A 14532-nucleotide genomic window follows, 5' to 3' on the forward strand; every position below is an offset into this window, starting at 1 on the left:
AGCATTTCCGCACGCCTTGAGCAAACGGATTTTCCAGCTAACTGCTGAATTTAACATCCAGGAAACAGATAGAAAACATTCAGTAAATATCTCAGTAACATCCGTTTAAGTTACATCAGTACCGCCTCTATGAAAACGGTTGTATGCTGAGCCAAATCCACTTCAATCACATCCAGATCATAACGTGTACTGCCACGTGCAACCCGGATGACCGGCCTGCCAGGCAATCCCCGGTGCTGACGCACAATGACTCCTGTCTCTCTGGTAGACAATCGAACTGCTGTTCCATTCGGATAAACGGATACACTCCGATTGAATTCGATCAGAATATCACGGTCCAGCTTCGTGCCAGACATCGCCATCATTTCTTCGCAGGCCTCATGTGGCAGCATACTTCGACCCGAAAGGCCATTGATCAGATTATCATACGTGTTAGCTGCACTGACGATTCTGGCGAACAGATGAATGTCTTTCCCCTTGACACCTCTCGGCAGTCCCGAGCCATCCACATGCTCATGATGCTGCAGAGCCGTATGTGCCACAAGCAGATTGAACTCCCGTTTCGACTTGATCAATTCGAACCCTTTCCACGTGTGATGCAGGGAAGAATTCGCTGCGGAACCGCTGCCTGGCGGCTCACCCACTTTGCCGATGTCATGCAATAGGGCTCCAACGGCCAGATCCTTGAGCTGCGCATAGTTAAGCCCCAGATTCAGACCAATGACAGAAGACAGCAAACATACATTCATGGCGTGAACATACTGTGCGTTATCTTTGGTCCGAATATCTGTGAGCTGGACAAGCAGTTCACGCCCGTTCAGAACATCGTTCAACAATTTATCTATGCTGATGGCGACCTTCTTTGGGCTCCAATCCTTCCCGGAACGGATAGATTCAAGCGTGACACTCATTTCATTAATTACTGCCTTTTTCGTGGCTTCATCCAGAATGTCTTCTGTATCCACATCTTTATACGCTTCATCCTGGATGTACAGCATGGTCACGCCAATACGCTTCAGCGTATTAACCATAAATACGGTGAGCTGGACTCCGGCAGACAGCAATACCGTGCCGTTGCCGGAATATATTGTTTTGCCCAGAAGCTCCCCCGCCTCCACACTCTCCACGTCAACATACTTCATGAACGTCCCCCGCTCTTACGATTGCTGCTCCAATGTGAGCAATTGCTCTTTGGTTTGCAGACCGCCTACATAACCCACCAGGGTTCCATCTTTACCGCTGATGCGGTGACAGGGAATAATAATCGGAATCGGATTTTTGCTAATCGCATCCAGAACTGCTCGAACAGCTTTGGGCCTGCCGATGATTTCCGCAACCTGTTGGTGTGTTGAGGCCTCTCCATAAGATATATCGGACAGGACTTGCCATACTTGTAGCTGGAATGGTGTTCCCAACAAATCGAGCTTCAGTTCAAACGCTTTTCGTTCTCCTGCAAAATACTGCTTCAACTGCTGTGCAGCTTCATTCAGCTTCTCTTCATTTTTCTCATATCGATATTCGCCAATCCAGGTACGGGCCCATTGTTGCAGATGCGCCTCGCGCACATGGAAAGCACCAAAATCAATATGACACAGGCCCTTTTCCGTAGCACAGAGCGTAAGTGTTCCGATCGGTGTTAGCACCTCATCGTAATATACGGGCGTACCATGCAGGCCTGTAACGGCTGAAGGTTTCCATGCTGCAGCTTCCGGTTTGACAGGCTCTGTCGTCTGCCCGTTTTCCTGTTCGGATGTCTCATTCTGTTCCTTCTGACCCTCAGGCTTATTGTTGCTCGTTTGCTCTGCCTGAGGCTTATCGGGTAAGGTCTCGGACGAACTCAGTCGTTCCTTGGCCTTCTGCAGCATGCTTAGCACGTTCCCATCTTGTTCGTTAGCGGCAGCTTCCCCAATGGCTCTCATTGCGTCTTCTCCTCCAATTCTGCTCAGCGCCCAAGCTGCAGTTCCCCGCAGCTCGGGACGCGGATCACGCTTCAGTACCTCCGTTAGTTTCGGTACAGCGGTTTTGTCTTTGAAATTGCCCAGGGCAATCACGGCGTTGCGCTGGATTGGCTTCTTACCCCGCCAAGCGGCGGAGCTTTGGCCGAAGCGCTCTTTGAATTCACGGTTACCGATGTCAAGCAGCGGTATCAGCAAAGGTTTTACAATCTCCGGATCGGGATGAAACTCGGGATGGTGGTCCCAGTTTTTACCCCGATTCTTCGGACAGACAATCTGACAGGTATCACAACCGTACAGACGATTGCCAATTTTCAGCATAAATTCTTCATCCACGAACCCTTTCGTCTGGGTCACAAACGAAATGCAACGCTGTGCATTCAGCTGTCCCGGTCCCACCAATGCTCCTGTTGGACAGGCATCAATACACTTCGTACATTCACCACAGTCCTCGGTCACCGGGTTATCTGGCTGAAACGGAATATTGGTTACCAGTTCGCCTAGAAAGATCCATGAACCGAATTTGGGCGATATAATGGCACAGTTCTTGGCACTGAATCCAATCCCCGCACGCTGGGAAACAGCTCGGTCCACCAATGCCCCCGTGTCTACCATACTTTCGATCATGGCTTCAGGTACGCGCTCACGTATAAAATGAACCAGCTTGTCCATCGCAGCACGCAGAACTTGGTGATAATCCTGACCCCAAGCGGAACGTGCCATAATACCACGGTATGCGCCCGGCTCCGACTTCGGCGGATTGATCATCTTCGAAGGATAAGCCACGGCAATCGCAATGAGCGAAGCAGACTCGCCGTCCTTCAACTCTGGACGCACCCTTTTTTCAATATCAGGCTCCTCAAATCCGGATTCAAATCCTTTAGCTCGATGTTGCTCCAATATGGATTTCAATGTCACGAAAGGCTCTGCCGAAGCAAACCCAATATCATCAATGCCCATCTCAGGAGCAGCTGCCTTAATCTCTTGTTTTAACTTCTCCCATACAGCTGCTGCCTTGGCTGCTCCGGTCTGTACGCTCGTCATATCTATTCCCTCTCTTCTTCCAACGCTAATTCCGCAAATAGTGAACGCCCGCCTCAATGGGGAGGACAGGCGCTGATTTCGATATACAAGTCGGACATACCGGAGCTAAAATAAAACCGTCTATATCGTTTAACGCAAAATGCAGCGTGAAGTTGTTGTCCTTGCCCTGCTAACATTTTACAGTTTTCTGATTTCCGAGAACGGCCAAAAAATAAACTCCGCCCTGCCTACAATTTCACTGGATGTAATGCTTCCAAACACACGGCTATCCTTGCTCTTGCCTTCATGACGGTTATCTCCCATCACAAAGTAATGATCCGCTTCAAGCGTAATCGGTCCAAAATCAGGGTCCTGGACCTCCGTATCCGTGTACGTTTCCGCTTGCTGCTCCCCATTCACAAATAGATGGTGATCCCGTACTTCAACCGTATCTCCGGGAAGTCCGACAATCCGTTTGACCAGAAAATCTTTTTTCTCCACATCTTCGCTTGGATCACGAAGCACAATGACATCCGATCGGGACGGTGTCCCAAAATCATATACAATTTTATTCACAAACAGACGGTCCCGCTCCACCAGCGTTGGCTGCATGGATTGACCTTTGACCATCGAAAGATTAAATACAAACAGGTTCAGCAGCATCATGATCACAAAAGCAATCACAATGGTTTTCACCCAGTCCCAAAGCTCTGCACCCCAGGATTTTCCCGGTTGATCAGGCACTCCTGGCCCGTTTCGTTCCTTGGAAGCCACATGCTCCGTTGAAAGGTTATTGGAGTTCAAAGAGACACCTCGTTTATCAATTTTGTTAGAAAAACGTCTATCGATGTACTTTCAAGGGAGAAAGACCACATATAGTGAAAGTTTCTCTTAAAAATATCAGGAAGCTGGCGCTCCATGTTTATATGTTCTGATATTACCAAAATCGAGTGATCGTAATCCTTTTAATTCTACTTCATTTGCAAGGGTGAAACAATTGGTTATGAGCACCAATACACCTGGAAAGGTGGATAACACTGCGAATAAAGCTTTTAAAACAGGGAACCAAGTTAGAAAGTGATGGGGTTCAGAAGATGCAGGAACAGGGGAATAATCAGTGGATAGCACCCATATAAATAGAAAGGCATATCCCTGGCGTCGTTACACGCTGAAGAGATACGCCTAATATGAAATGAAGATCTGTTATATTTCTTTATTAACCATACAAACTAAGCTTTTGACAAAATACTGAGTTTCTGGAAAGCGCTCATAATCTGATTGGCACCGTAACCCATTGCTTCATACAGAGGCATGGCTACTTTGTTGTGCTCATCACCCGCCACCCATATTTGACTGACTTTACGCTGCTGGAACCTTTGTTCCATGGCCTCGACAAGTTTTTTGCCGACTCCGCGGCGACGATAGTCTGGATGGACCGCAATACGATAGATGCATCCCTGGTTGTGATCAATCGTGCCGATCAAAGCGCCGACGAGGTCTCCCTCTTCTTCCGCAACCATGATCAGGTCAGAATCCCATGACAATTGACGGGCAAACGGGCCCATCGTGTTCTCATAACACTCTTCCGATAGTGCAACCTGGAGAAGCTCCGTCATCTGGCTTGCATCACTCAACTGAAAGGAACGAACGTGCATGTCTTAAATCTCCCTTTTCGTTAGCTTAGATGAGGTTTTACAAAAAGGGGTTCCCCTTTTTACCAAAAACCCAATGTTCATATAATGACAAAAAACGAGAAAATACCGCTTCTCCGTCAATTAAACCATACTTTACGCCATAAAACACGCATTTTCTTTTGAAAGCGCTTAATTGTAACCGTTTACATCCGAATATTAAACTTTTCCTCTATTCAAACCTCCAAAATCACATAAATAGTTTCATAATGGGTAAAATATGTTTGTTATCTCTGATCCATGAATGGATTAACGTCTGGGGGGACTTAATAAACAAAAATGTTGCTTAATTAGCCCGGATGCGGTTTAATATTAGTGACAAGGGTATTATTACATAGGTACCTGGGCAATTTGCATAAATCCTCTGAGCGACTTTCACTCAGCAAGATATAGATCGAAGTGAACCTATTCGTCTAGAACTTGTCCCGGAAGCGATTCGAATTGAATTATGCAAAATGCTGACCTTAACAAAAATTCAAAAATCTCAGGAGGTATTTCACTATGACTTTTCAATTACCAGCACTTCCTTACGCTAACGACGCACTGGAACCACATATTGATGCGCAAACAATGGAAATCCACCACGATCGCCATCACAATACTTACGTAACGAACTTGAACGCAGCTCTGGAAAGCGCTCCTGAACTGCAAGGTAAAAGCTTGGAAGATCTGATTGCTAACTTGGACAGCGTACCTGAAGGCATCCGCACAGCGGTTCGCAACAATGGTGGCGGACATGCTAACCACAGCCTGTTCTGGGAAATCATTGGACCTAACGGCGGCGGCGCTCCTACTGGCGACATCGCAGCAGCAATCGATAGCGAACTGGGTGGCTTTGACAAATTCAAAGAAGATTTTGCAAAAGCAGCTACAACTCGTTTCGGTTCCGGCTGGGCTTGGCTCGTAGTTGGCAAAGATGGCAAATTGTCCATCACTAGCACACCTAACCAAGACAGCCCTCTCTTCGAAGGTCTGACTCCGGTTCTGGGTCTGGATGTATGGGAGCACGCTTACTACCTGAAATATCAAAACAAACGTCCTGACTACATCGGCGCTTTCTGGAATGTAATCAACTGGGACGAAGTAAACAAACGTTACGCTGCAGCGAAATAAGACTGCTGGCATAATAGAAGAGCCTGACTCGGTCAACGCGACCGGATCAGGCTCTTTTTAGTTATTTAGGATGCTTAAATGCAAACATACATATATCCTTACCTTCATCACTCTATCCCACTAACCCTCTATATCCCTCGTAAGGACGGGGTTACACCACTTCGCACTTGAACGATCTAACGAACCGCGGAAGCCCTATTAGCTATAAATTCCACAGACTGGAGATGTAACGAACTATAGAGACGCTATTTCATAAGGATGTGCACTATTATACTGTTTCCACCGTTTTATACTTGAATAACGTCGGTCAGGTTCGTTAAAACTTCAAACCCTACGTTATCTGCGTTATAGAGTCTGTAGGATTCGTTAGCGCTGTGAGTTAGGTGCCCTTTCCAATTAACCGTCTTTTTGGCGTTCATGGGAGAGACAGCTTCTTTCAGGCGCAGGCACAAGCTCTGCTTCATCAGGCTGGTTTTGCACTCATTTATTAAGATGCATATATCAGGTTTAATTCAGTTCTTCACTCTGTTGCTCGTATGAGCCGGCAAAATAACTGGTGATCAGCTTCAGGAAGATGTTCGGAAATGCCATCTTGTCCATATCTTCCGGACCGATCCAGCGATAGGTCAGACCATCTCCCTTGCCTGTCGCTACATCATGCGCCGAGCTACTTGCGGCAAATACTGACAACGGCTCGCCCTGCTCATCAAGCGAGCCTAAGATGTTGGCTGCATCGGTGATACCTGGCTCCGATGCTTGGGCTGGCGCAGTGATTTCCTTGGCAGACGCCTGTGCGTCGTAGGCGGCTCTGGCTTCCGCGGCGATCAGCGGAAGCTCGTTACTCTGGTCCTGCTCGGTGCACTTGTACACCTGCAGGCTCCAGACAATATGGCTGAACACATGCTCCGCATGGGTAGCCAGCCCTTCCGGGCGGGCAGCGAAGCCTTCCGCCCACAGACTGCCGGCCAGCAAAGCCATGGCTGGCTCATCGGCCAGCGGCCCCGCCGCCTTGCCGGCTGCGGCGGGCGCCGCCAGCACATGCGGCAGCTCCCACATGCGGGCCAATAGGCCCGTCGCTGGGCGCTGGCGCACAAGCACTCGGCCGCGATGAGCACCGCGGCCCTCCACAATGGCGACCAGCCGCTGTTCAGGGCGCGGCGGCTTCGCCTTGGTCTTGACCGGCAGCGTGAGCTCACGTCCGGCGATGCGGCCGGAACAGTGCTCCATCACCGGGCAAGTCAGGCAGTGCGGCGCTTTGGGCGTGCACACCAGCGCGCCAAGTTCCATCAGCGCCTGATTGAAATCACGCGCCCTCCCTTCCGGAATGAGCTCTCCCGCGAGCTCTTCCATCAATACCCGGGTGCTGCCCTTCATAATGTCCTCATCAATGAGGAAGTATCGGGACAGGACCCGCATCACATTGCCATCCACCGCTGGCTGCGACTGGTTGAAGGCAATGCTGAGAATGGCCCCGGCTGTATACGGGCCCACGCCTTTTAACGCAAAGACCGCCTGCTTGTCCTGCGGCATCTCCCCGCCGTGCAGTTCCATGACTTGTCTGGCAGCCGCCTGAAGATTGCGGGCACGCGAATAATATCCGAGTCCCTCCCAATTTTTCAAAACTTCTTCTTCCGGTGCTTCAGCCAGAGCCTGTACGGTCGGAAAATTCCCGATAAAACGGTTGAAATACGGGATCACCGTATCCACCCGAGTCTGTTGCAGCATAATTTCCGATACCCACGTAAAATATGGATTATTGTGGCGACGCCACGGCAAATCCCGTCTGTTGACCATATACCAATCCAGCAAATTCACGCTGAAATGTCGTTTCTGTTCCAATAAACCCATATTCCCGTCCTCTCCTGTTACCGCGCTTACATGCTTATGTCCTTCACACGTTGCCCACATTGTTACTGTTAAGATCCAGGTAACGTCTTCCCCATCTGCTCTACAATAGCAAAGGCCGCAGCCAGCTCTGTCTGGTGCGTAATGCTCAAATGAATGTCATACTGTTTGCCGTATGGCAGTTGCAGGCGTTCCCATGCTGCAGCAGATAGTGTGGCAACGGGACGCCCTTTCGCATCAGGCAGCACTTCAATGTCGGTAAAACTCATCATGCTTCCAATGCCACAGCCAAACGCCTTGGACACCGCTTCCTTCGCTGCGAAACGGCCGGATACAAATTCGACCATCCGCTTTCCCCGATGATCCGCAATCTCCCGCTCTGCATGCGTTAAAATTCGCTTCATAAACGCTTCCGCATGACGACTGGACAACAGCTTGCGCATGCGTCCAATCTCCAACACGTCGTTGCCAATGCCATATATCATCAACGCTTCACCCGCTTAACCTTTTATGCTGTAAACGATCTCCATTCGGTCATCTGATCCGTAACTTATCCGAACACGTATTCTATTGTAGCAGGAGGCGCGTGCGGATGCGAGTACCTTCGTCCACATTACCATTTATGTTAAAATATGAATCAGGAATAGATGAAACTATAGGAGGAATAAGATATGTCCACAGCATTTGAACTGCCTGCTGGCGGAGATGCCGTCATTCGCGGAAATATATTCACTGCACGGCAACCCGCTCAAGGAATCATTATCCTGGCTCACGGTTACAAAGGCTTCAAAGACTGGGGCATGTTCCCCTACGCTGCATCGCAGCTAAGCGAGAAGCATCACGTCCTGACCTTCAATTTCTCTCACAATGGTGTTGGAGAAGATCTGGAGCAATTTTCTGAACTTGAAAAGTTTGCAGTCAATACGTACAACCGGGAGCTTGCCGACTTGGCAACGCTGTTTGACTATGTGTCCACACAGCCAGAGCTTAACGGACTGCCGGTATTTCTACTTGGACATAGTCGTGGTGCAGGCGTAAGCCTCGTGTACGCACTGGATCATCCCGAGCAAATTGCAGGTGTAGTGTCCTGGAATGGCGTAACCAACCTGGATCTCTTTACCCCGGAGCAAAAAGAAGAAATGCGCACACATGGCCGCAGCCATGTCACTAACGGCCGAACAGGCCAGCAGATGCCTCTGGACGTATCCATCCTGGAAGACCTGGACAAGCATAAGGACCGTTACGCCATTATTAATCGCTTGGCTTCCTCACCTCTACGCGTAGCACTTATTCAAGGAACAGAGGATGGCAAACGGCTGCGTGACGGCTCGGCCGCACTGGTTCAGGCTCGTCCAGATATCCCGTGGCACCAGATCCCTGGAGGAAACCATACGTTTAATACTGTGCATCCATTCATAGAATCGACACCGCAGCTTGAGCAGGCGATCACCGAAACGCTTCGCCAGATCGAAATTTGGAGTAACTAGTCCTGTCTACTTCTCGTCTAGCTCTCGTGTTCTTTATGCAAATAAAATAATCAGCATAACAAAAAGAGTCGCTGCCTTATGCAGTGACTCTTTGCTGTTCAGATGCTTTGCATTCTCCATCGAATGGCGTGCCTGCAATCCATATTAGATGCCAGGAATGGCATTACGCTTGTGATGTGTACGCGTGTAAAATGCTTCAAGACGCTCCTGTGCAGCCGGATCGATCTGTTTGCCCTCCAGATAGTCACTGTTCGCTTCATACGAAATGCCCAGTTCATCTTCATCGGTTTGGCCTTCCCAAAGTCCTGCTGATGGAGCCTTGTCCAAAATGGCCTGTGGCACGTTCAAATACGCAGCCAGCTGACGTACCTGACGTTTGTTCAGAGTGCTCAGTGGTGTAATATCTACGGCGCCGTCACCCCATTTGGTGTAGAAACCCGTGATGGCTTCAGAAGCATGGTCTGTTCCGACAACCAACAGATTCTCCTCAAAGGAGAGAGCATATTGCATCACCATACGGGTTCTCGCCTTCACGTTCCCTTTGCCTTGGTGAGTCATATGACGCGGGCTACCCATGGATTTGAAACCTTGCTCCACTTCGAGTGCGATCTCGTTAACTGCATCTTCGATGTTTGTTTCCACGACATGTTTCAGATCATAAGCTTTTGCCACAGCATAGCTATGGTCAATGTCTGATTGCTCACCGTAAGGCTGGAATACACCCAGCGTTTTGTATTCCTTATTGTTCTCGGCAGTAAGCTCGTCCGTCGCTTTTTTGCAAAGCGCCGTAGCTACAGCACTATCAATCCCGCCACTGATTGCAATTAGCAATCCTTTGGAATTGGCATTTTTCACATACGTCTTGAGAAAGTCAACGCGCTTGCGTACTTCCTCTTCTTCATTAATGCTTGGTTTAACCTTCAATTCAGCGATGATCTGTTGTTGCAAACTCATCGTTCACACACCCCGTTTCTAAATTAATGAAATTTGATGTCCATTTTGAAAGGTCCGAATGGTTCAATAACCTCATTCGCTCAAAATGAAACGCCCCGGCATCGGTCATCCGAAAGGCGGGGCGTTGCTTGAGCTAATTAACGGCAGTAACGGTCAAACACACTTGTGAGCTCAGCCGCAATTTCCTCTGCAGAACGATCTTCCACTTGATGACGCTCAATAAAGTGAACGAGTTCTCCGTCCTTCATCAGAGCGATGGAAGGTGAAGATGGAGGATACGGTGCAAAGTATTCACGTGCCTTCGCTGTAGCTTCCTTGTCCTGACCAGCAAATACCGTGTACAGATGGTCTGGTGTAATATCGTGCTGAAGTGCCTGGGATACGCCTGGACGGCATTGACCTGCGGCACATCCGCAAACCGAGTTAATAACAACCAGAGCGGTTCCTTTGGCATCCGGCAAACTTGCTTCAACTTCTTCTGGTGTACGCAACTCCTGAATTCCCAAACGAGTCAAATCATCCCGCATCGGTTGAACCATATCTTTCATGTATTGATCAAATGACATAGACATTCGGTTTCACTCCTTAAACGTGTGAGTTCTATTATTTTAAAAAATTAAATGCTTTTGTGCTATTCCTATTATACATCCCTAATCAATGAAAGCAAGGTTCAAAGACCGCCTGCGGAAAGGCTTCTCCTTCAATATTATGTCTCATTCCTTGGCAAAACATGCTTGAAGTTCAGCGTTGAAATGCAACCTTGAAAGTTGTACCCTGACCTTCCTCTGACTCCACGGTAATGGTTCCGTTATGCCGTTCAACAATGCTAAGACACATGGATAATCCGAGTCCGGTTCCTTTGGCCTTGGTCGTAAAAAAAGGTTCGAACAGCTTCTCCTGTTTCCCTCTAGGTATACCCGGGCCTGTATCTCGTACACACAGCTCCACAGTGTCACCCACCAACCGGGTCTCCAATGTAAGTACTCCTTTTTCATTCATGGCTTCCATCCCGTTGCGAGCCAGATTAAGTACCACTTGTTTGATTTCCTTTGAATTCAGATGCAGCTTGGGCACATTGTGCGCCAGAATAAATTCAATACTCTGACCTCGCAAATTGGCATCCGCCCATAACAAAGGACTTAGTTCATGGATGATATCATGCAGCTGGGATTCTTCTTTCTCTGCAATTCGATTCTGCGCCAATGATAGAAAATCATTAATAATGCTGTTTGCCCGATCAAGCTCTTCCAGAACGATCCGGTAATAGTGATCCAGGGACTCCGGACTCTTTTCCTGCATTAATTGAAGAAAACCACGCACAACCGCCATCGGATTTCTTACCTCATGGGTAATACTTGCAGCCATTTGTCCGACAAGACTGAGGCGATCCACATTATCGAGCTCGCTTCGCAGCATTTCAAGCTCAGTGATATCCTGAATGATCAACATTGCTCCTATAGCTTCTCTTGGCAGTTCTGCTGATAACGCGTAGATGGGAACCGTCCGGGACTGGAACACGTTTGAACCGTAACGCACCGTCAGCCCACTCACTTCACCATGAACAATGGCTTTGCGAATACTGCTCTCCATCTTGTCTGCCTGAGCTTGTTCGACAAACTGGCTCGCAGGTTGCCCAATCAAATCCGGTGTTGTTGTGCAGGGCAGTTGATCCCGCGCTGTTTGCTCCATGGTATCATTGACGAACTGCACGGTCCCCTCCTTATCTACAGTCGCTATGGATAAAGGAACGGCATTCAGAATTTGGTTAAGCTTTTCCGTTTCGGCTATGTATCTGTGATGAACTTCGGACAAATGCTGCTCAAGCCCCCGGTGATGCTGCATCTGTTCAATCCAGAGCATACTAAGACTTCCGGCAAGGATTGCACCGATCGTGTATCCCAGAGCTGGCAATACCCAATGTACTATTGAGAATGTTGAATGACTTTCCATGGATGGGATATATAGTACACTGGCCACAACCAGCTCTGCCGTTATCAAGGCGATAACTGTTCCCATTTTGCGTGAACGTGTATAATGCTTGAATCGTTTGGCTGACAACCATACAATAGGATAGAGAAGAATGCCCGTTTGAAGTAGAAATCCGTACAGATTATAGGGATGCGCAAAGAGAAAATAGAAGAGTATCTGGAGAAGAGACAGCGTTAGGCCTACGCCAGGCCTGCAATACAATATGACGAGCGTCAGGGGCACAATGCCCAAGGAGATGGGAACTGATACTGAGCTCCCATAGTGAGCAAATAGCAGACACAGTAACATGCTCACCACACTGGTCGCGGCAAAACTGGTCAGTATCATCCTGTGATATCCTGCCTTGGCGACCGCTTGCCTGGAGAGCCCCAAGTGCAATAATGGAATCAGGAATACCGCAGCTCCTGCAAGCAGTATTTGTAAAAGAATGTCCTTCAACGCAACCACAATGCCATCTCCCTCCTCTGCCTGCACATTCCCTTATGTATTTCTGATTAAAACATAGGCGACAGTATATTACAATATATCCCTTAAGACAGCATAATAGAACTGCTAATACATTTGTATTGTTTCATAAACAGGCAGGAGTAGACAGCGTTTTCGGAAAACAGACAAAATCAATGAAAAAAGAGGGTAATAACGCATGTATGATGTCATTGTAATTGGTGGTGGATCTGCGGGCCTTATGGCCTGTGTTGCTGCTGCCGAGCATGGAGCCTCCGTGCTTCTGCTGGATAAAGGAGATCAACTCGGCCGCAAACTCGGGATCTCTGGTGGCGGTCGCTGCAATGTGACCAATGCCAAGGAGACGGATGAACTGATCCGGCATATTCCGGGCAATGGACGCTTTTTATATAGTTCATTTCAGAATCTGGACAATCAGGGAATTATGCGTTTTTTTGAAAATCTCGGTATTGCCCTGAAAGAGGAGGACAACGGGAGAATGTTCCCGGTAACCGATAAAGCCAAAACGGTGGTCGATGCGTTGGTAGGCAAAATCATTTCCCTTGGGGTAGAGATTCGCACCAAACAGCCGGTTAAGGAATTGATTCAGAACGGTCAACACGTGCAGGGGGTGAAGTTGGCTTCTGGCACAACGGTACTTGCACGCTCTGTTATTATCGCTACCGGAGGCAAATCAGTCCCCCAAACCGGCTCAACCGGGGATGGCTATCCTTGGGCTGAAGCGGCTGGACATACGATTACGGAGCTATATCCAACGGAAGTGCCGATTGTGTCTGGTGAAAGCTGGATTCAATCCAAAGAATTGCAAGGCTTGTCCTTGCGGAATGTGGGGTTATCTGTTCTGGATGCCAAAGGCAAATCGGTTATCTCCCATCGCGGAGATATGATCTTCACCCATTTTGGCGTATCCGGGCCGATTGCCCTTCGTTGCAGTCAGTTTATTCGCAAGGTACAGATGAAATCTGGACAGCCACAGGTCACGATGAGTATTGATCTGTTCCCGGATCTGTCCGCCGGTGCTCTGGAAGCCCAGGTTCAGCAGGTGCTGGAGCAGGAATCCCGAAAGGCCGTCAAAAACATACTCAAGACATGGGTTCCTGAACGCATGATTCCATTGATGATGAAGCGTGCCGAGATCAGCGAAGATCTCACGTTCCACCATTTCCCCAAAGGGATGTTAACTACGTTAGTGGGGCTGATGAAGGCTTTTACCTTCCGCGCAGACGGGACACGTTCTCTCAAAGAGGCCTTTGTTACTGGCGGGGGAATCCACTTAAAGGAGATATACCCAAAAACAATGGAATCCAAGCTGCTGCCGGGACTATTCTTTTGCGGTGAAGTTTTGGATATTCATGGCTACACGGGTGGCTATAATATTACTGCTGCCTTCTCTACGGGGTACACGGCTGGCATGCATGCTGCAGAGTATAAAAACGCTCGCTCATGACTTGAAAATAGGATGTTCATGGACAGGTTTAGGGGCCACATCTCATAAATAAGAGCATGAAAAAACCTCGAAATCCCGCTATCGGTGGGGATTCCGAGGTTTTTTTGAAATCTATGCCGATTCAGAATCACTGTAATCAACAAGGCAAGCAGCATCGTTGCCCATGTTGTAATTACGCCTTCACACTGCCCGAAAATCCATCGACTGAATCATCGAATGTCGGATCATCATCCCGGTTATGCATCCCCTGTTCGGGATTGCTCCCTTGGCTTCCACTCGCATAACCTTCATACCAATCTTCATTCACGAGATGAGCCGGAATGGATATATTCTGAAACTGATCCAATCCATCTGTTTCGGAAAGAAATACGGCACTACCTCCGTGTGACTGTACGATTTCCACAGCGGACTGCGTATCCTGACGATCTGTAGGAATGTACAATTCGAGCGGTCCTGACTGATATGGTTTATACCCCAGTTCCTCCAAAGTTGCCAGCGCAGCGAGCAACGCTGCATGATCTGCGAAGTGCACCTGAAGTTCGCTATCATCCATCATAATTTTT

The 14532-nt window shown here is 48.5% G+C and carries 13 protein-coding genes; 3 read left to right on the top strand and 10 right to left on the bottom strand.

What is annotated here, in order from left to right; translation table 11 throughout:
* Positions 1-110: 110 nt before the first annotated feature.
* The 4 genes from AMS66_RS04430 to AMS66_RS04445 all read right to left on the bottom strand — a co-directional run bounded on the left by AMS66_RS04430 (position 111) and on the right by AMS66_RS04445 (position 4633).
* Positions 111-1142: an HD-GYP domain-containing protein gene (locus AMS66_RS04430; protein ID WP_053779642.1), complete on the bottom strand. Its 1032-nt coding sequence runs from the start codon at positions 1140-1142 to the stop codon at positions 111-113.
* Positions 1143-1157: 15 nt separating this feature from the next.
* Positions 1158-2999, bottom strand: coding sequence for a tRNA epoxyqueuosine(34) reductase QueG (gene queG / locus AMS66_RS04435; protein ID WP_053779643.1), 1842 nt, complete (start codon positions 2997-2999; stop codon positions 1158-1160).
* A 177-nt stretch (positions 3000-3176) separates the two neighbouring features.
* A complete protein-coding gene (gene lepB, locus AMS66_RS04440; RefSeq protein WP_082350564.1) occupies positions 3177-3782 on the bottom strand; it encodes a signal peptidase I in 606 nt (201 codons plus the stop codon).
* A 425-nt stretch (positions 3783-4207) separates the two neighbouring features.
* Positions 4208-4633, bottom strand: coding sequence for a GNAT family N-acetyltransferase (locus AMS66_RS04445; protein WP_024632996.1), 426 nt, complete (start codon positions 4631-4633; stop codon positions 4208-4210).
* A 537-nt stretch (positions 4634-5170) separates the two neighbouring features.
* On the opposite strand from AMS66_RS04445, the gene AMS66_RS04450 reads away from it, so the two are divergent.
* Complete coding sequence (locus AMS66_RS04450; RefSeq protein WP_024632995.1) at positions 5171-5782, top strand: superoxide dismutase; 612 nt, start codon at positions 5171-5173, stop codon at positions 5780-5782.
* A gap of 507 nt (positions 5783-6289) precedes the next feature.
* Here the strand turns inward: AMS66_RS04450 and mutY are convergent.
* Together mutY and acpS are read right to left on the bottom strand one after the other, a co-directional pair.
* Entirely contained in the window at positions 6290-7630 is a 1341-nt protein-coding gene (mutY, locus tag AMS66_RS04455) for an A/G-specific adenine glycosylase (protein ID WP_053779644.1), read from the bottom strand.
* 68 nt (positions 7631-7698) lie between these two features.
* Positions 7699-8112, bottom strand: a complete 414-nt coding sequence (acpS, locus tag AMS66_RS04460; protein ID WP_053779645.1) for a holo-ACP synthase — start codon at positions 8110-8112, stop codon at positions 7699-7701.
* 186 nt (positions 8113-8298) lie between these two features.
* Between acpS and AMS66_RS04465 the strand changes: the two genes are divergently transcribed.
* Positions 8299-9114, top strand: a complete 816-nt coding sequence (locus tag AMS66_RS04465; RefSeq protein WP_053779646.1) for an alpha/beta hydrolase family protein — start codon at positions 8299-8301, stop codon at positions 9112-9114.
* Positions 9115-9258: 144 nt separating this feature from the next.
* Here AMS66_RS04465 and nadE read toward each other — a convergent pair whose 3' ends face one another.
* The 3 genes from nadE to AMS66_RS04480 all read right to left on the bottom strand — a co-directional run bounded on the left by nadE (position 9259) and on the right by AMS66_RS04480 (position 12504).
* Positions 9259-10068 (bottom strand): ammonia-dependent NAD(+) synthetase, encoded by an 810-nt coding sequence (gene nadE / locus AMS66_RS04470; RefSeq protein ID WP_053779647.1) that lies wholly within the window; start codon positions 10066-10068, stop codon positions 9259-9261.
* Positions 10069-10205: 137 nt separating this feature from the next.
* On the bottom strand, positions 10206-10640 hold the full coding sequence (locus AMS66_RS04475) for a BrxA/BrxB family bacilliredoxin (protein WP_053779648.1): 435 nt from the start codon (positions 10638-10640) through the stop codon (positions 10206-10208).
* A gap of 169 nt (positions 10641-10809) precedes the next feature.
* The gene (locus AMS66_RS04480) at positions 10810-12504 is read right to left on the bottom strand and encodes a two-component system sensor histidine kinase NtrB (RefSeq protein WP_082350565.1); all 1695 of its coding nucleotides are present in this window, start codon (positions 12502-12504) and stop codon (positions 10810-10812) included.
* 196 nt (positions 12505-12700) lie between these two features.
* On the opposite strand from AMS66_RS04480, the gene AMS66_RS04485 reads away from it, so the two are divergent.
* On the top strand, positions 12701-13969 hold the full coding sequence (locus AMS66_RS04485; protein ID WP_053779649.1) for a BaiN/RdsA family NAD(P)/FAD-dependent oxidoreductase: 1269 nt from the start codon (positions 12701-12703) through the stop codon (positions 13967-13969).
* A gap of 172 nt (positions 13970-14141) precedes the next feature.
* Here AMS66_RS04485 and AMS66_RS04490 read toward each other — a convergent pair whose 3' ends face one another.
* Positions 14142-14525 (bottom strand): hypothetical protein, encoded by a 384-nt coding sequence (locus AMS66_RS04490; protein ID WP_053779650.1) that lies wholly within the window; start codon positions 14523-14525, stop codon positions 14142-14144.
* Positions 14526-14532: the final 7 nt, after the last annotated feature.

This window comes from Paenibacillus xylanivorans, assembly GCF_001280595.1.
Lineage (GTDB): Bacteria > Bacillota > Bacilli > Paenibacillales > Paenibacillaceae > Paenibacillus > Paenibacillus xylanivorans.

Excerpts from the sequence above, each read along its gene's own strand:
- acpS (WP_053779645.1), bottom strand. The coding sequence starts at position 8,112 with ATGATATATGGCATTGGCAACGACGTGTTGGAGATTGGACGCATGCGC.
- queG (WP_053779643.1), bottom strand. The coding sequence starts at position 2,999 with ATGACGAGCGTACAGACCGGAGCAGCCAAGGCAGCAGCTGTATGGGAG.
- AMS66_RS04490 (WP_053779650.1), bottom strand. The coding sequence starts at position 14,525 with ATGATGGATGATAGCGAACTTCAGGTGCACTTCGCAGATCATGCAGCG.
- AMS66_RS04430 (WP_053779642.1), bottom strand. The coding sequence starts at position 1,142 with ATGAAGTATGTTGACGTGGAGAGTGTGGAGGCGGGGGAGCTTCTGGGC.
- AMS66_RS04465 (WP_053779646.1), top strand. The coding sequence starts at position 8,299 with ATGTCCACAGCATTTGAACTGCCTGCTGGCGGAGATGCCGTCATTCGC.
- AMS66_RS04445 (WP_024632996.1), bottom strand. The coding sequence starts at position 4,633 with ATGCACGTTCGTTCCTTTCAGTTGAGTGATGCAAGCCAGATGACGGAG.
- AMS66_RS04450 (WP_024632995.1), top strand. The coding sequence starts at position 5,171 with ATGACTTTTCAATTACCAGCACTTCCTTACGCTAACGACGCACTGGAA.
- mutY (WP_053779644.1), bottom strand. The coding sequence starts at position 7,630 with ATGGGTTTATTGGAACAGAAACGACATTTCAGCGTGAATTTGCTGGAT.
- AMS66_RS04475 (WP_053779648.1), bottom strand. The coding sequence starts at position 10,640 with ATGTCTATGTCATTTGATCAATACATGAAAGATATGGTTCAACCGATG.
- nadE (WP_053779647.1), bottom strand. The coding sequence starts at position 10,068 with ATGAGTTTGCAACAACAGATCATCGCTGAATTGAAGGTTAAACCAAGC.
- AMS66_RS04485 (WP_053779649.1), top strand. The coding sequence starts at position 12,701 with ATGTATGATGTCATTGTAATTGGTGGTGGATCTGCGGGCCTTATGGCC.